The sequence below is a fragment of the Flavobacterium piscinae genome (genome assembly GCF_004122145.1).
GTDB lineage: Bacteria > Bacteroidota > Bacteroidia > Flavobacteriales > Flavobacteriaceae > Flavobacterium > Flavobacterium piscinae.
On sequence record NZ_SBKQ01000013.1, the window covers coordinates 104,494 to 122,608 of the forward strand.

Sequence of the window (18,115 nt, forward strand, 5' to 3'; positions counted from 1 at the left end):
AATAGTAAAGTGGTAAAACTTATTAACAAAGTGGTATTTTGTGGTAAATTGTGGTAAAATGTTTTTATATTTGCTTTCAAACCATCAAAATTGTAACTCATTGAATACCATTGTTGGAACATATGAATGTAAAGTCGATGCCAAAGGAAGATTGCTTTTGCCTGCTCCTTTGAAAAAGCAGTTGGCTTCTTCGTTGCAAGATGGTTTTGTTTTGAAAAGATCGGTTTTTCAGCCGTGTTTGGAATTATATCCCATGGCAGAATGGAATGTGTTGATGAATAAAGTCAACAAGCTTAATCGCTTTGTAAAAAAGAACAACGATTTTATCAGACGATTTACTGCCGGTGTAAAAGTGGTCGAAATCGACGCATTGGGTCGTTTGTTGGTGCCAAAAGATTTAGTGGTTTTTGCTTCTATTTCCAAAGATATTGTGCTTTCTTCGGCGGTTAATATTGTGGAGATTTGGGATAAAGATTTGTATGAAAAATCAATTGATGATGCGACAATCGATTTTGCTGATTTGGCTGAAGACGTAATGGGAAATGTTAATGAAGATGACAATGGACTATCATAATCCGGTTTTGTTAAAAACATCCGTGGAAGGTTTAGCAATTAAGCCGGATGGAGTTTATGTAGATGTGACTTTTGGAGGAGGCGGACATTCAAAAGAGATTTTGAGTCAGCTAGGTCAGGATGGAAAATTGTTTGCTTTTGATCAAGATGAAGATGCCTTAGCGAATGCTTTGCTGGATGAACGTTTCAAATTGATAAATGAAAATTTTAGAAACATCAAACGCTTTTTAAGATTCTATGGTGTGAAAGAAGTGGATGGAATTTTGGCTGATTTAGGAGTTTCTTCACATCAGTTTGATGTGGCAGAAAGAGGTTTTTCAACCCGATTTGATGCGGAGTTAGATATGCGGATGAGTCAAAAAGGCGAGTTGAATGCTTTTATGGTGGTGAACGAATATGATGAAGCTACACTCAAAAAAGTGTTTGCTGAATTTGGAGAATTATCCAATGCAGGTGCAATTGCCAATACCATAATAAATGCAAGAAAAGACATTCCGATTAAAAATACGGAACAATTAAAACAAGTTCTTTCAAAATTTTTGCCGGCTCACAAGAGCCATAAAATATTAGCTCAAATTTATCAAGCGATTCGAATTGAAGTAAATCAAGAAATGGAGGTTTTGAAAGAATTCTTAGAGCAATCATTAGAAATTTTAAAACCCGGCGGCAGATTAAGTGTGATTTCGTATCATTCTCTTGAAGATCGTTTGGTGAAAAGATTTATGAAAAACGGCATGTTTGAAGGAGAGCCGGAACGCGATTTCTTCGGAAATTATTCAGTCCCATTTAAATTAGTAGGAAAGTTGATTGTTCCTGATAATTCTGAAATTAAAACAAACAATAGAGCACGAAGTGCCAAATTGAGAATCGCTGAAAAAAAGTAAATGAAAGCCGGTATATACGACATATTAAAAGCAAAATTTCTGGTTAATCAGGATGCCGTTAAAAATTGGCGATTTATCGTTTTTCTCATTGCCTTAGCGATGATCATGATTGCTAATATTCATCATTACGAAAAAAAAATTTTCAGGATAGTTGAATTAAATAAAGAAGTAAAAGAACTGCGATCAGAATTTGTAGATCGTCGTTCAGAATTAATGAAACTAAAAATGGAAAGCACCATTTCAAAAAAAATGGAAGAAAAAGGAATATTTCCTTCCAACGTGCCTCCGACAAAAATAAAAGTGGTTAAACCAAAAGAGAAAACATTAACAGAGAAAATATGGAAGTAACAGATAAACATATCTCTTACCGAATTTATTTGGTCGCTGTAGTCATCTTTTTGATGGCTATTGGGATTACTGTTAAATTAACCAATATTCAGTGGGTAGAGGGTGAATATTACAGAAAGTTAGCCAAAGAACGAAGTGTGAAAAATTTCGTAATCCCGGCAAACAAAGGAAATATCTATTCTTCAGACGGAAGTTTATTAGCTACTTCTATTCCAAATTATAAAGTTCGTTTTGATGCGATGGCTCCTAAAAAAGAAGATTTCGATAAAAACCTTCAACCGCTTTGTGATTCTTTGTCTAAGCTGTTAGGAAAACCATCTCAATTTTACAAAACAGAATTCCTTCGGGCAAGATCAACCAGAAATCGGTATTATTTGGTAGCTAGGAATTTAAGCTATACCGAATACATGAAAATCAAAAGTTTTCCTCTGTTTAATAAAGGAGCTTATCGAGGAGGAATCATCACTGAGCAAAAAACCGTACGTGAGCATCCCATTGGATTGGTGGCAGAAAGAACTATTGGTTATGAGCGAATCAGACCAAACGGAACACCGGACGGAAAAGGAATCGAATGGGCATTCAGAGATTATTTGAATGGTAAAGATGGAAAGCGACTCATGCAAAAAATGGCAAAAGGTCAGTGGAAACCCATTCGCGACGAAAATGAAGTTGAACCCCAAGACGGTTATGATATTATTTCAACTATTGATGTATATATCCAAGATATTGCTCACCATGCTTTGCTAAAGCAGTTAGAATACTATGAAGCTGAACACGGTTGTGTAGTGGTTATGGAAACTAAAACCGGAGAAGTGAAAGCCATTTCTAATTTAGGGAGAGATAAAGATGGTAATTACAATGAAACGGTAAATTATGCGGTAGCTGAATCACACGAACCCGGTTCTACCTTTAAATTAATAGATCTAATTGCTCTTTTTGAAGATAAGGTGGCCGACACAAGTGATATTTATGATACAAAGGGTGGTGAAATCACTTATTATAACAGAAAAGTACGCGACTCTAAAAAAGGAGGTTATGGTAAAATTTCTCTGGGTAGAGGATTTGAATTATCATCAAATACAGTTTTAGTTCAAGCGGTATTTGACAATTATAAAAGTAATCCTCAAAAATATGTGGATCATATCAAACGACTGAAATTACATGAGCCGCTAGGTCTACAAATAAAAGGAGAAGGCAAACCAAAAATTCCACAACCGGGTGATAAAGATTGGTACGGAACCACTTTACCATGGATGGCTTATGGTTATGGCGTTTCCATGACTCCCTTGCAAACCTTGACTTTGTATAATGCCGTGGCTAACAACGGTGAAATGGTAAAACCATTTTTCGTTAAAGAAATTAAAGAATGGAATAAAACCATCAAAAAGTTTGACAAAGAAGTAATTAATCCAAAAATAGCTTCTCAAGAGACATTGGATAAGATAAAAGCGGTTTTAGAAAAGGTAGTCAAAAAAGGTACTGGTTCAAAACTGTATTCCAAAGATTTTTCAATGGCAGGAAAAACAGGAACAGCTCAAATGGGTTATTCCGACAAGGCAAATTTGTATTATGCTTCCTCTTTCGTAGGTTATTTTCCGGCAGATCAACCTAAATATTCGTGCATTGTTGTGGTTCATAAACCCAGTAAATCAAAAGGATATTACGGTGCGGATGTTTCGGGGCCGGTTTTTAAACGAATTGCTCAAAAAGTATTTACCGATGTTCCTTCGACTAACGAAGTGAAAAGTTTGGAGAAAAATATTCCAATTCAAGAAAAAAATTATGACACCTATTATGCCAATTCTTCTAAAGACTTAAAAACAATTCCAAATGTAAAAGGAATGTCCGGCATGGATGCAATTGCCTTGTTAGAAAATTTAAAAATAAAAGTAAAAATCATTGGAATCGGAAAAGTAAAAAAACAATCCATTCAACCCGGTGAACCATTACTAAAAAACAGCACTATTATATTAGAATTATCGTGATAACGCTAAAAGACATATTATATAAAGTAAGCATTGAAGCGGTAAAAGGGTCAACAGATGTGGCTATTGGCAAAATAGAGTTTGATTCTAGAAAAATAGAATTGAATGATGTTTTTGTGGCCATTCGCGGCACCATTTCCAACGGACACGATTTTATTGAAAAAGCTCTTAATCAAGGTGCCGCTGTAATTGTTTGTGATACTTTTCCTGAAATAATTGTCAATGGTGTAACGTATATTCAAGTAAAAGATACCAATTTGGCCTTGGCTTTTTTGGCATCAAATTATTATAACAATCCGTCTCAAAATTTAAAATTAGTTGGAATCACCGGAACCAATGGTAAAACCACTATTGCTTCCTTGTTGTATCAATTATTTAAAAAAGCAGGTTACAAAGTCGGATTGCTTTCCACAGTAAAAATTTTGGTTGATGAAGAAGAATTTCCTGCTACTCATACTACTCCCGATTCATTAACTATCAATTATTATTTGGCAGAGATGAATAAAGTGGGCGTTGAATTCTGTTTTATGGAAGTCAGCTCACATGGTATTCATCAAAAAAGAACAGAAGGATTAATTTTTTCGGGTGGAATTTTCACTAATCTTTCCCATGATCATTTAGACTATCATAGTTCTTTTTCCGAATACAGAGATGTGAAAAAATCCTTTTTTGATCATTTGCCCAAAACAGCTTTTGTGCTAACGAATATTGACGATAAAAACGGCACTTTGATGTTGCAAAACACAAGGGCAAAAAAATTAACCTACGCTCTAAAATCGTATGCTGATTACAAAGCTTCCATTTTAGAAAATCAGTTAAGCGGATTATTATTAAAAATTAACGGAAATGAAGTTTGGGTAAAATTAATCGGAACATTTAATGCCTATAATTTATTAGCAATCTATGGAACTGCTGTGGAATTAGGCTTGGATAGCTTAGAAGTTCTTCGGCTGTTATCTGAATTAGAAAGTGTTTCAGGACGTTTTCAATTCATCGTTTCAAATGATAAAATTACTGCCATTGTGGATTATGCACACACACCGGATGCATTGGAAAATGTGTTAGGTACGATCAACGACATACGAACCAAAAATGAGCAATTAATCACAGTGGTAGGTTGCGGAGGAAACCGAGATAAAACAAAGCGACCAATTATGGCAAATATTGCTTCCAATTTGAGCAATAAAGTGATTTTAACCTCTGATAACCCACGTGATGAAGACCCAACCGATATTTTAGTGGATATGGAAAAAGGTGTTGAACCACAAAATCAACGTAAAACGCTATCCATTTTAGATAGAAAGCAGGCAATTAAAGTGGCTTGTCAGCTTGCAAAACCAAACGATATCATCCTCATTGCCGGAAAAGGTCATGAAACCTATCAGGAAATTAAAGGCGTCCGTCATCATTTTGACGACATGGAAACCGTAAAAGAGCTATTAGAAGAACGTAACCAATAGAACCGATATGCTGTATTATTTATTTGAATATTTAGACAAATCACTCGATGTTCCCGGAACAGGAGTTTTTCAGTACATCACATTTCGTTCCGGTTTGGCGGTTCTGTTGTCATTATTAATTTCTACTATTTTCGGAAAGAGAATCATCAATTTTCTACGAAATCAACAAGTGGGCGAAACGGTTCGTGAACTAGGTTTAGAAGGTCAAACACAAAAAGCAGGAACACCTACAATGGGTGGTTTAATCATCATTATGGCCACTTTAATTCCGGTTATTATGTTGGCAAAATTAGATAACATTTATATCATTTTATTAGTTGTTACCACACTTTGGATGGGAACCATCGGTTTTATTGACGATTATATCAAAATATTCAAAAAAGATAAAGAAGGTTTAAAAGGAAAATTTAAAGTTATTGGTCAGGTTGGATTAGGTTTGATCGTGGGTTCTGTATTATATTTTAACCCGGGTGTTACTGTTCGAAAAGATACACAACGGACAAACATTTTACAACAAAATACCGAAACAATGATTTCTTCTGTTCCATTAGAAGAAAAATCAACAGCAACAACCATCCCATTCTTTAAAAACAATGAATTTGATTACGCCGATTTGTTGTCGTTTTTAGGTGAAGGTTACGAATCTTGGGCATGGTTGATTTTTATTCCAATTGTAATTTTTATCATCACAGCCGTGTCCAACGGAGCCAATTTAACCGATGGAATAGATGGTCTCGCCGCCGGAACTTCCGCTATATCAGTGCTTACTTTAGGGATTTTTACTTTCGTTTCGGGTAATATCATTTTTTCCAATTACCTCAATATCATGTACATCCCGAATTCGGGTGAAATGACGGTGTTTATTTCCGCTTTTGTGGGAGCACTCATCGGATTTTTATGGTACAACAGTTATCCGGCAGCCGTATTTATGGGTGATACAGGAAGTTTAACCATTGGTGGAATAATTGCCGTAATCGCTATCGCCATTCGAAAAGAATTACTAATTCCGGTTATCTGTGGTATCTTCTTAGCCGAAAATTTATCAGTCGTGTTACAAGTCAGTTATTTTAAATATACCAAAAAGAAATTTGGTGAAGGAAGACGAATTTTTCTCATGTCGCCCCTGCATCATCACTACCAGAAAAAAGGATACCATGAAAGTAAGATTGTAACCAGATTCTGGATTGTTGGAATTTTGTTGGCTATTTTATCCATCGTAACCTTAAAACTAAGATAAGATGCGATTGGTAGTACTTGGCGGAGGAGAAAGTGGAGTAGGAACCGCCATTTTAGGGAAGAAAAAAGGATACGATGTTTTTCTATCCGATTTTGGTAAAATAAAAGAAAATTACAAAGAAGTTCTGTTGATTAATGAAATAGATTGGGAAGACGAAAAGCACACCGAAGAATTGATTTTGAATGCCGATGTAGTAATGAAAAGCCCCGGAATTCCAGATAAAGTGGCAATTGTCAAGAAATTGAAAGATAAGCAAATTCCCGTTATTTCAGAGATTGAATTTGCCGCTCAATTCACCGAAGCAATAACCATCGGAATTACGGGGAGTAATGGTAAAACGACTACCACAATGCTAACGTACCATTTGCTAAAATCAGGGGGTTTAAATGTGGGATTGGCTGGAAATATAGGAAAGAGCTTTGCTTGGCAAGTGGCTGATGAAGATTTTGATGTGTATGTGCTGGAATTAAGCAGTTTTCAGTTAGACGGAATTATTAATTATAAACCGCATATTGCAATTCTTACTAACATTAGTCCGGATCATTTAGACAGATATGAATATAAATATGAAAACTATATCGCCTCAAAATTTAGAATTACAATGAATCAAACGGAAGATGATTATTTCATATATGATGCAGACGATGAAACAACAACAAATTGGTTGAAAAATAACAAAACAAAAGCACAATTAATTCCATTTTCGCTGAAACAAAAGCACCAAATGGGAGGATTTATAAACAACGACACTATGGAAATGTATATCAACGAAGAAGAATTTACAATGGAAACCAAAACAATGGCATTGGAAGGCAAACACAACATGAAAAATGCGATGGCAGCCACTTCGGTAGCTCAATTGATGCGAATCAGAAAGCAAACGATCAGAGAAAGTTTGTCCAATTTTCAAGGGGTAGAACATCGTTTGGAACGTGTGTTGAAAATTCAAAATGTGCAATACATCAATGATAGTAAAGCAACCAATGTAAATGCAACCTTTTTTGCTTTAGACAGTATGTCTACACCAACCGTTTGGATTGTTGGAGGAGTTGATAAAGGAAATGATTATTCTGAATTAATGTCGTTGGTTCGTGAAAAAGTAAAAGCCATTATTTGTTTAGGTGTTGACAATAAGAAAATTATTGATGCTTTTGGAAATGTGGTCGATGTCATGGTGGAAGTCACGACTATGAGCGATGCCGTTCGAACAGCTCAACATTTAACCGAAAAAGGTGATACGGTTTTATTATCACCGGCTTGTGCGAGTTTCGATTTGTTTGAAAATTATGAAGACAGAGGAAGACAATTCAAACAAGCCGTTCGTAATTTATAAGAATTGAATTTGATTTTTGACATTGAAATTGACATTTTAAATATGCTAGCACTAATAAAAAGTTTAAGAGGAGATAAAGTCATATGGGCATTAATAGCCCTATTGGCTCTGTTTTCCTTTATGCCTGTTTTTAGTGCTAGTAGCAATTTGGCTTATGCCGGAAAAGGCACAGGAAATACCGTAAGTTATTTAATAAAACACCTTGTACACGTAGCACTCGGATTTTTCATCATATACCGAATTCACAAAATACCATACCATTATTTTAGAAGCATTTCGAGAATTTTATTGCCCTTTATTTGGCTATTGCTTGGTTATACGCTATTTAAAGGAACCGTGATTGCCGGTGCAAATGCAAGTCGATGGATTCAAGTGCCTTTTGTTGGAATTTCGTTTCAACCGTCTACTTTAGCGTTTATTGTGTTGATGATTTTTGTAGCTCGTTATTTATCAAAAACCAGAGAAGAACCACTCTCATTCAAATCATCATTCATTGATTTGTGGCTTCCTGTTGGAATTACATTGATGTTCATTTTGCCGGCTAACTTTTCAACAGCCGCATTAATTTTTTCAATGGTTTTAATGTTGGTTTTTGTCGGCAAGTATCCACTGAAATATATTGGGGCCGTGTTGGGAATTGGAATCGTATCGTTTGCCTTCTTTATTTTGATTGCTAAAGCATTTCCAAATCCATTAACCTCTCGCGTGAATACCTGGGAAGCACGTATTGAACGTTTTTTTAACGATGAAGTCAAAGATTCCGACGAAGTTTATCAAATAGAAAGAGCCAAAACAGCCATCGCAACCGGTGGAGTATATGGATTGGGGCCTGGAAAAAGCGTTCAAAAAAACTTTTTACCCCAATCTTCTTCCGATTTTATTTATGCCATTATTGTGGAAGAATTCGGTTTAGCGGGTGGTTTAGCCATATTAGCCATATATCTTTTACTTTTTTTCAGAATTGTAATAGCCGCTCACAAAGCCAATACGCTATTCGGAAAATTAGTCGTCGTCGGTCTCGGCTTTCCTATCGTATTTCAAGCGATGATAAACATGGGGGTTGCGGTTGAATTATTGCCCACAACCGGTCAAACATTACCTTTAATTAGTAGCGGCGGGAGTTCGATTTGGGTGACTTGTTTGGCCTTAGGAATCATCATCAATGTAACCAAAAAAGAGGAGGAAATAGCAGCCGAAAATAAAGAAAAAGCCGTGCGTGATGCTGCTCTTCAAAAGATGATTGATAAACAATTAAAAGAAGATGAAGAGGCTCTTCAAAAAGAAGAGAATAATAAAGAAAATCCGGAGTATTCAATCGAAGATAACCCTATGAATGCAGTTTTAAACAAAAGTTAATATGAGTACTTTTAAATTCATACTTAGTGGTGGAGGAACCGGTGGACATATCTACCCGGCGATTGCTATTGCCAATGAATTAAAGGCTCAATTTCCCGATTGCGAAATTTTGTTTGTAGGGGCAAAAGATAAAATGGAAATGCAAAAAGTACCACAAGCCGGCTATCCAATAAAAGGATTGTGGATTGCAGGTTTACAACGAAAATTAACCTTGCAAAATTTAATGTTTCCTATTAAAGTGATTGATAGTTTAATAAAATCAAGACGAATTGTAAAATCATTCAAACCGAATGTAGTTATCGGTACCGGAGGTTTTGCCTCAGGACCTTTATTGCGTGCAGCAGCTGTAATGAATATTCCAATTGTGGTGCAAGAGCAGAATTCTTATCCGGGAATTACCAATAAAATTTTAAGTAAAAGGGCTTCTGTGATTTGTGTGGCCTATGATAATTTAGAACGTTTTTTTCCAAAGAATAAAATAAAATTAACCGGAAATCCGGTACGTGAAGATTTGATTTCTATTGATACTAAACGATTGGATGCGTTGACTTACTTTGCTTTAGATGCAACAAAAAAGACCTTGTTGGTTTTGGGAGGAAGTTTAGGTTCAAGAAGAATCAATCAACTTATTGCTAAAGAGTTAGATTTTATTACCAGTCAGAATATTCAAGTGATTTGGCAATGTGGTAAACTTTATTTTGATGAATACAGTCATTTTAATGAAAAGTCCAACGTAAAAGTTGTTTCATTCATCGACAGAATGGATTTGGTTTATGCCGCAGCCGATATTATCATTTCACGAGCAGGTGCATCGTCTGTATCAGAGCTTTGTTTGGTGGGTAAACCGGTCATTTTTATTCCTTCCCCCAATGTGGCGGAAGATCATCAAACCAAAAATGCAAAAGCAATTGTAGATAAAAAAGGAGCAATATTATTAAAAGAAAGTGAGTTGGACGAAAAATTTCAATCTGTTTTTTCTCATTTAATCGAAGATGAAAAACAGCAAACCGAACTAGGGAATCAAATAAGAAAATTAGCAAAACCAAACGCAACACAAGATATCGTTAAAGAGATTAGTAAACTAATGAAAAAGTAAAGAAGACTTTGTGTCTTTTAGCCTTTGTGGCAAAAAAATATGAATCTAAATCAAATCCATAACGTTTATTTCATCGGAATCGGAGGAATCGGAATGAGTGCTCTAGCCCGTTATTTCAACTTTTTAGGAAAAGAAATTGCCGGTTACGACAAAACCGAAACTGAACTGACCAAAGAATTGGAAGCGATTGGAATGCAGATTCATTTTGATGATAGTATAGATAAAATTCCATCTCATTTCAATAATGAGAATACATTAGTTATTATCACCCCGGCTATTCCAACTTCGCATAGCGAATGGAATTACTTTAAAGAAAAAAAATATGTTATCAAAAAAAGAGCAGAAGTCTTAGGAATAATTACCAAAGACACTTATTGCTTTGCTGTTGCCGGAACACACGGAAAAACAACTACTTCCTCAATTCTTGGTCATATTTTGTATGAGTGTGGTGTGGATGTCACTGCTTTCTTGGGCGGAATTGTAGAAAATTATAATTCCAACCTTATCGGAAACGGAAAAACGGTTACTGTGGTAGAAGCCGATGAATTTGACCGCTCGTTCTTGCATCTTTATCCTAACATGGCATGCGTTACCTCAATGGATGCCGATCATTTGGATATTTATGGAAATTCGGATGCTATAGAGGCAACTTTTGTTGAATTTGCTGACAAAGTAGAAGATAAAAAAATGCTTTTCACACCCAAAAGTTTACCACTAGATGGAATGAAAATTGCCATTAATGAAGAAGCAGATTTTACCGCCATTAATATTAGAATAGAAAATAGTGCGTATGTTTTTGATGTGAAAACCCCATCGGAAACAATTAAAAATATACATTTCAATTTGCCGGGAAGACACAATTTAATGAATGCTCTCATGGCTTTGGCAATGGCCAAAACATATGGATCCCCAACCGACGGTATTGCCAGAGCTTTGAGTACATTCAACGGTATTAAAAGACGTTTTTCCTATCAAATTAAAACAGAAAAATTGGTTTTTATTGATGATTATGCACATCATCCTACTGAAATAAATGCGGTTCACCAAGCCGTAAGAGAATTGTATCCCAAACAAAAAGTGTTGGCTGTTTTTCAACCGCATTTGTTCAGTAGAACGAAAGATTTTGCCGATGATTTTGCCAGAAGTCTTTCGCAATTTGACGAAGTCATTTTATTGGATATTTATCCTGCCAGAGAACTTCCAATTGAGGGAATTACCTCCCAATGGCTATTGTCTAAAATTGATAACCCTACTAAAAAATTAGTAACAAAGAATAATTTGATAGAGACAATTTCCGCCTCTGATGCAACGGTAATTGTAACCATCGGAGCAGGTGATATTGGCGAATTAGTTAAACCGATAAAAGAGCGATTAAATGAAAAAGTATTTTAATTGGACAAATCTGCGTTTAGTGCTGATGCTCATGCTTTTGGTCTTTCTGTATTCATTTACATCCAAAAGAAATGAGAATAGAAAATTGCAAAAGGCCACTGTTGAATTTCAAGATGGGGAGCAACTTTTTATAACACATGAAACGGTTAATAAATTGTTAATAGAAAATAAAAAAGATGCTTCCAGTATACGGAAAGTTACTTTAGATTTGAATAATTTGGAAAATACCATCAACCAGCACGACATGGTAGAAAAAGCAGAAGTGTTCGTGAGTGTAGATGGTCATTTAAAAGCAGTTGTCAAGCAGAAGACACCGGTTGCCAGAATATTTGAAGGTAATGGTTCGTATTATATTGATTATAAAGGAACTAAAATGCCATTGTCAACTATTCATACTGCACGTGTTCCGCTTGTATCAGGGGGGATAAACGACAAAAATAGAGAAGATTTAAACAAATTATTTCGAATGATTCACGATGATGAGTTTTTGAAAAAAAATATCATTGGCATTCAAGTTTTGCCATCCGGTAGCTTGAAAATGAAGAATAGAAATTTTAATTACGATATCGATTTTGGAAAAACCATTAACATGGATAAGAAATTTAGGAATTATAAAGCCTTTTTTCAAAAAGCTGTTCAAGACAGTTCCATATATGGTTACCAATTAATTAATCTGAAGTTCACGCAACAGGTAGTTTGCACAAAATAGAAGCACATGAAAAACGAAAACATCGCAGTAGGTTTAGACATTGGTACCACAAAAATTGTGGCCATGATTGGTCGTAAAAACGAGTATGGCAAACTCGAAATCTTAGGTGTGGGAAAATCCAAAAGTTTGGGTGTTCACAGAGGAGTGGTTAACAATATTACGCAAACTATCCAATCAATCCAAACAGCGATTGCAGAGGCAGAAGAAAATTCGGGCTACATGATTAAAGACGTTGTGGTGGGAATTGCGGGTCAACATATTCGCAGTATTCAGCACAGTGACTACATCAGCCGTAGTAATCCGGAGGAAGTAATTTGCGATAAAGACATCGAGCAATTGATTGGTCAAGTTCATAAATTGGCTATGCTGCCGGGGGAAGAAATTATTCATGTGTTGCCACAAGAGTTCAAAATTGACGGACAAGCTGAAATCAAAGAACCTATCGGGATGTATGGCGGTCGATTAGAAAGTAGTTTTCATGTTGTAGTAGGTCATGCCGCTTCTATCCGAAACGTAGGTCGTTGCATCCAAAGTGCTGGAATCGAATTGTCAGGATTAACTTTAGAACCCTTAGCGTCGTCTGATGCAGTTTTAAGTCAAGAGGAAAAAGAAGCAGGTGTTGCGTTGATTGATATTGGAGGTGGAACTACTGATTTAGCTATTTTTAAAGATGGAATCATTCGTCACACAGCTGTAATTCCTTTCGGTGGAAATGTGATTACGGATGATATCAAAGAAGGTTGCTCAATTATCGAAAAACAAGCTGAATTATTAAAAGTTAAATTCGGATCAGCTTGGCCGGGAGAAAACAAAGACAACGAAATTGTTTCTATTCCCGGGTTAAGAGGGCGTGAGCCAAAAGAAATTTCATTAAAAAACCTTTCAAAAATAATTAATGCTCGCGTAGTTGAAATTATTGAGCAGGTTTTTGATGAAATTAAATCCTACGGATGTGATGACCCTAAAAAGAAACTAATTGCCGGAATTGTTTTAACAGGTGGTGGTTCGCAATTAAAACACATCAAACAATTAGTAGAATACATCACCGGAATGGACACTCGGATCGGTTATCCGAATGAACATTTAGCCGGAAACTCTGACGAAGAAATGTCAAGTCCGTTATATGCTACTGCAGTCGGATTAATGATGAATAGCATTAATAATAACACCAAAAGTGCTATTTTGATGTCAGAAATGGAACAATCGCTTCCAAAAGAAGTAGTTGTTGAAGAGCCTAAAAATGAGCCTGTTGCCGAAGCCCCAAAAGCAGCAGCCCCAAAAAATGAAAGTACCGAGAATAAAATCAAACGTTCTTTCTTTGATAAATATGTAGAAAAGATTAAAGAATTTTTAGATAATGCAGAATAGACCTAGTTCTGTATGATTGAGAAATTTAGAATGAATTAGAAAAACCAAGTAGTATGATAAGCAACTCAGATTTTGGAAGCATTTCATTTGATTTACCTAAAAATCAATCAAATGTAATTAAAGTAATTGGTGTTGGCGGTGGCGGAAGTAACGCCATCAACCACATGTTTAAACAGGGGATTAAAGGAGTAGATTTTGTAGTTTGTAATACGGACTCACAAGCACTTCAAAACAGTCCCGTTCCTAATAAAATTCAGTTGGGCGTAAATCTAACCGAAGGATTAGGTGCCGGTGCAAATCCGGAAGTAGGTCAGCAGTCTGCTTTAGAAAGCATGGAAGACATTGATAAATTATTAGATAGTAACACCAAAATGATTTTCATCACCGCAGGAATGGGTGGTGGAACCGGTACTGGTGCTGCTCCTGTAATTGCTCAAATGGCCAAAGAAAAAGATATTTTAACGGTAGGAATTGTTACCATTCCTTTTCAATTTGAAGGAAAAGTTCGCTCCGAACAAGCGATGTCCGGTGTAGAACGTCTGCGTAAACAGGTTGATTCACTTATCGTTATCAATAATAATAAATTAAGAGAAGTATATGGTAATCTTGGTTTCAAAGCAGGATTTTCTAAAGCTGATGAAGTATTAGCTACTGCATCACGAGGTATCGCCGAAGTAATTACGCACCACTACACGCAAAACATCGATTTAAAAGATGCAAAAACTGTTTTATCCAACAGTGGAACTGCCATCATGGGTTCTGCTATTGCTGAAGGCGAAAACAGAGCCAAAGATGCTATTGTTTCAGCATTGGATTCACCGTTATTAAATGACAATAAAATTACAGGAGCCAAAAACGTATTGTTGCTTATCGTTTCTGGTTCAACTGAAATTACAATTGATGAAATCGGTGAAATTAACGACCATATTCAAGCGGAGGCAGGTTATAATGCCAATATCATTATGGGAGTTGGTGAAGATGAATTATTAGGAGATTCCATCGCCGTAACCATTATTGCTACGGGTTTTAATGTGGAACAGCAAAAAGAGATCGTAAATGCTGAGCCTAAAAAAATAATTCATTCGTTAGAAGAGAATCAAACCAATACGATCGACTTGAGTCAAAAAACAGTTGTTCCGGTAGCAGCAGATGTTTCTTTTGAAAATGAAACACCAAAAGCTGTAATAGAAGACAAAATTGTTTTTGAATTGATTGAAGAACTAGAAGTTATTGAACCTAAAATGGTTTCAGAGTTAATTCCAACAACCGATTTTATCAAGGATATTGAGGTAACGTATGAAATTGTTTCACCCTTTTCAGAAAATCAATTGTTTGTTACAACACCGGAAGTCCGCGAAATTATCGTAAAAGATCCTGAATTTGTGATTGTTGAAAAAGACCAAGTAACCTTGTCTTTTGATTTGTCAATTGATAAAACAACGGAAGAAGCTGAAGCAGAAAAAACAGTTCTTTTTGAACTTGACCCAATTGCGACTAATGAAATAATTGTGAATGAACCAAAGCAGGTTATTCCAATGACCGAAGTAAATGAAACAGGCGTAGTGCGTTACTCTTTGGAAGAATATATGGAAGTGGAATCCGAGTTGTTGAATTCCAAACCAATTGTGAATGTGGTAGAAGAGCCAATTAATGAAGAAATGAATATTACGATGAAAAAAGTTGACACACCTTCTTCATTTACTCCTTCATTTGACGAAATTAATCCAGTAACAGAATTAACCATCGAGGAAACGTTGAAAATGCGTGCCGATGAACGTAGAAAAAAACTAAAAGAATTCAATTACAAGTTTCACAATAATTCATCTCGTTTGGATGAGATGGAAAAAGTACCGGCTTATAAAAGAATGGGTGTAGATTTACCATCAAATACACCAGTTAATAATCAATCTAAGACTTCACTGGGAACGGATAGTAATAATGATGCTCAATTGCGATCAAACAATTCTTTTCTTCACGATAATGTGGATTAACTAACTCAAACAAATCCTTTTTAACCCGAAAATCAGCATATGGTTTTCGGGTTATTTTTTTTATCTTTGCACTCCGTTTGGAGCGAGTTTTAAAAGTAATCTTTTTAAAAAAATAGAAAGCATGAGTCTGCAAAGCCAAATTAATGAAGAAATTAAAAATGCAATGCTTGCCAAAGACACATTGGCATTAGAAGCATTACGAGCTGTAAAATCGGCTATATTGTTAGCTTTAACAGAAGGCGGATCAAAAGAGGAATTAGCTCAAGAAGATGAAATTAAGTTGTTGCAACGACTTGTCAAACAACGCAAAGACAGTGCGGCTATTTATGTAGAGCAAGGCAGACCGGATTTAGCCGAGCCGGAAGTGCAACAAGCAGCAGTTATCGAAAAGTTTTTACCAAAACAATTAAGTGAAGCAGAAGTGGAAGCAATTGTTGCTCAAATCATTGCGGATAACGGATTTTCAGGTTTGGCAGCAATGGGTCAATTGATGGGAATAGCTTCTAAAAAACTAGCTGGAAGTGCAGACGGAAAAACAATTTCAACAATAGTAAAAAAGCTTTTAGCATAATATAAATTATTGTAGATTCGCACTTCGAAAATACAAATGGCTGCGTAGTTCAACTGGATAGAATATCAGATTTCGGCTCTGAGGGTTGGGGGTTCGAATCCCTTCGCGGTCACGAATAAAACCAATAGGGTAAATAAAATTTCCAAGCTTGCTTGAGAATTTTATTTACCCTATTGGTTTTTCAAAGCGGAGCTTTGAGGGATGGCAGTAAGCAATTCTGTGGAGAATAATAAGAAAGCATATTCCAAAGTATATCGAATAACGTTTTTTTATCAATAATTTTTTCAAGATAATTATTGATAAACCATTAAATTGTATATTTTTACTACACTAATCAAAATTAAAACAATAAACAAAATGAAAAAAATTATTATTGTAGCAGCAATCTTTGTTTCTACTATGCTAAATGCACAAGATATGAAAGTTCTTAAAGGCGATTTCGGAGCTTTGAAAGGACAAACTGAAGTTAATGTTGAATTCGACTTTTCCAAATTAACATTAATGAAGGAAGAAAAAACAGAGGCACAATATGTAGAAGAACGTGCGAAAGAATTAAACGAAAAAAACAAAGGAGTTGGCGATGTATGGAAAAAGAAATGGGAATCAAGTAAAGAATTGATTTGGAAACCAAAATTTTTAGAATTAATCAACGTTGTGCTTTCTAAAGACAAAAAAGATTTAACTTTCCAAGAAGGATTGACTTCTGCAAAGTATACTTTAATTGTTGAAGCAGTTTGGATTTACCCTGGATGGGATGTGGCCATGATGAAAAAACCGGCTAAAGTAACTACTTTGATAAAACTTGTGGAAACCAATAACAAGTCAAATGTTTTGCTTGAATTGTCCAGCAAAGAAGCTCCCGGTGACCAATGGGGAAGCAATTTTAGCAACGAAAGCCGTATTGGTGAAGGCTTTGCTAAAACCGGGAAATCAGTTGCCAAAATGATTCTTAAAAAGATATAAGTTACTTCTTTGAAGATAAAAAGCAGTTGGAATTTAGTTTTCAACGGCTTTTTTTTATGTCTGGATGAAGAGTTACTTTATTCCCTTTGGTACGTGGTGATTTTTATATATCATTCGATTTAAGGCATTTTCAAATGTAAAAAAGACGAACTTTACTATTCGTCTTTTGGTTTTTTTTGATTTACAAATGGTTAATTTGTTAATTTTGGAGCATTATTAATTATGGAACGTTACCGCGTGTATGTTTGAACTTACTCTAATACAAACTTCCTTTTTCTTTGTTTTATATTTATTTCGTTATCTATTACTTCAATCCAAATATATTTTCCGTTTTTAATATACAATAATGTATCTTTTTTTAAAACTCGAGTAAACTGTTTATCAATCACTTCAATAGTTCCTTTTGTCTCAATTTTAAGCTCAACAGAACTTGCATCAAAAGAAAATTGATTTTTAACGTCTATTCCTAAAGCTCTATCTGTATTAATTTTTACATTATTTAAGATAATTGAATCATTTATTCTTAAAAAAATCTCTTCATTATCATACACCGAAGACAAAACGAATCCAAAATTTTTGCAAGTTAGAATACTCGAAATGAGAAAAAATATAACAAATAAATTATTTTTGAATACCTTTATTAATATTGCCATTTTCTATATTGTATATAATAGTTGATATTTGATTAATTGTTAATTTATTTCCTGAAACGGAATTCCCCAGATAACTATGGTTTTACCAAATTAAAATTGTTAAATATTTCGTCATTTTTTATAAATAATTCAAAAGCTTAGAAAGAAAAAAAACAAAAGTCTTGTGAAGGGAAGAAGTATATTACTACTCTCCTTT

General features: G+C 35.1%; 16 protein-coding genes and 1 tRNA gene. 16 read left to right on the top strand and 1 reads right to left on the bottom strand.

The genetic code is table 11. The features are described from left to right. The first annotated feature begins 100 nt into the window (after positions 1-100). The 16 genes from mraZ to EQG68_RS12735 all read left to right on the top strand — a co-directional run bounded on the left by mraZ (position 101) and on the right by EQG68_RS12735 (position 17,266). The gene (mraZ, locus tag EQG68_RS12660; protein WP_129465254.1) at positions 101-574 is read left to right on the top strand and encodes a division/cell wall cluster transcriptional repressor MraZ; all 474 of its coding nucleotides are present in this window, start codon (positions 101-103) and stop codon (positions 572-574) included. Beyond that, positions 549-1,457: a 16S rRNA (cytosine(1402)-N(4))-methyltransferase RsmH gene (rsmH, locus tag EQG68_RS12665; RefSeq protein ID WP_187347466.1), complete on the top strand. Its 909-nt coding sequence runs from the start codon at positions 549-551 to the stop codon at positions 1,455-1,457. Before mraZ ends, rsmH begins: the two co-directional genes overlap by 26 nt. After that, a complete protein-coding gene (locus EQG68_RS12670) occupies positions 1,458-1,805 on the top strand; it encodes an FtsL-like putative cell division protein (RefSeq protein ID WP_129465255.1) in 348 nt (115 codons plus the stop codon). It abuts the gene before it with no gap. Next, a complete protein-coding gene (locus tag EQG68_RS12675) occupies positions 1,796-3,790 on the top strand; it encodes a penicillin-binding protein (protein ID WP_129465256.1) in 1,995 nt (664 codons plus the stop codon). The genes EQG68_RS12670 and EQG68_RS12675 overlap by 10 nt, the downstream gene beginning before the upstream one ends. Then, the gene (locus tag EQG68_RS12680) at positions 3,787-5,250 is read left to right on the top strand and encodes a UDP-N-acetylmuramoyl-L-alanyl-D-glutamate--2,6-diaminopimelate ligase (protein WP_164975456.1); all 1,464 of its coding nucleotides are present in this window, start codon (positions 3,787-3,789) and stop codon (positions 5,248-5,250) included. Before EQG68_RS12675 ends, EQG68_RS12680 begins: the two co-directional genes overlap by 4 nt. A 7-nt stretch (positions 5,251-5,257) precedes the next feature. Next, positions 5,258-6,487 (top strand): phospho-N-acetylmuramoyl-pentapeptide-transferase, encoded by a 1,230-nt coding sequence (mraY, locus tag EQG68_RS12685; protein WP_129465257.1) that lies wholly within the window; start codon positions 5,258-5,260, stop codon positions 6,485-6,487. Between the two features lies 1 nt (position 6,488). Continuing rightward, entirely contained in the window at positions 6,489-7,820 is a 1,332-nt protein-coding gene (gene murD, locus EQG68_RS12690) for a UDP-N-acetylmuramoyl-L-alanine--D-glutamate ligase (RefSeq protein ID WP_129465258.1), read from the top strand. Positions 7,821-7,862: 42 nt separating this feature from the next. Continuing rightward, positions 7,863-9,176 (top strand): FtsW/RodA/SpoVE family cell cycle protein, encoded by a 1,314-nt coding sequence (locus tag EQG68_RS12695; protein WP_129465259.1) that lies wholly within the window; start codon positions 7,863-7,865, stop codon positions 9,174-9,176. A gap of 1 nt (position 9,177) precedes the next feature. Continuing rightward, positions 9,178-10,272, top strand: coding sequence for an undecaprenyldiphospho-muramoylpentapeptide beta-N-acetylglucosaminyltransferase (gene murG, locus EQG68_RS12700; protein ID WP_129465260.1), 1,095 nt, complete (start codon positions 9,178-9,180; stop codon positions 10,270-10,272). Positions 10,273-10,311: 39 nt separating this feature from the next. Continuing rightward, positions 10,312-11,664: a UDP-N-acetylmuramate--L-alanine ligase gene (murC, locus tag EQG68_RS12705; protein WP_129465261.1), complete on the top strand. Its 1,353-nt coding sequence runs from the start codon at positions 10,312-10,314 to the stop codon at positions 11,662-11,664. Beyond that, positions 11,648-12,373 carry a cell division protein FtsQ/DivIB gene (locus EQG68_RS12710; protein ID WP_129465262.1) on the top strand — a complete coding sequence of 242 codons (726 nt, stop codon included), beginning with the start codon at positions 11,648-11,650 and terminating at the stop codon, positions 12,371-12,373. Before murC ends, EQG68_RS12710 begins: the two co-directional genes overlap by 17 nt. A 6-nt stretch (positions 12,374-12,379) precedes the next feature. Next, a complete protein-coding gene (gene ftsA, locus EQG68_RS12715) occupies positions 12,380-13,741 on the top strand; it encodes a cell division protein FtsA (protein WP_129465263.1) in 1,362 nt (453 codons plus the stop codon). A 53-nt stretch (positions 13,742-13,794) separates the two neighbouring features. Next, entirely contained in the window at positions 13,795-15,732 is a 1,938-nt protein-coding gene (gene ftsZ / locus EQG68_RS12720) for a cell division protein FtsZ (protein ID WP_129465264.1), read from the top strand. Positions 15,733-15,853: 121 nt separating this feature from the next. Next, positions 15,854-16,303 carry a GatB/YqeY domain-containing protein gene (locus EQG68_RS12725; protein ID WP_129465265.1) on the top strand — a complete coding sequence of 150 codons (450 nt, stop codon included), beginning with the start codon at positions 15,854-15,856 and terminating at the stop codon, positions 16,301-16,303. Positions 16,304-16,341: 38 nt separating this feature from the next. Beyond that, positions 16,342-16,415, top strand: a tRNA-Arg gene (locus EQG68_RS12730). 245 nt (positions 16,416-16,660) lie between these two features. Next, complete coding sequence (locus EQG68_RS12735; RefSeq protein WP_129465266.1) at positions 16,661-17,266, top strand: hypothetical protein; 606 nt, start codon at positions 16,661-16,663, stop codon at positions 17,264-17,266. Positions 17,267-17,517: 251 nt separating this feature from the next. Here EQG68_RS12735 and EQG68_RS12740 read toward each other — a convergent pair whose 3' ends face one another. Next, the gene (locus EQG68_RS12740) at positions 17,518-17,919 is read right to left on the bottom strand and encodes a hypothetical protein (RefSeq protein WP_129465267.1); all 402 of its coding nucleotides are present in this window, start codon (positions 17,917-17,919) and stop codon (positions 17,518-17,520) included. Positions 17,920-18,115 lie beyond the last annotated feature (196 nt).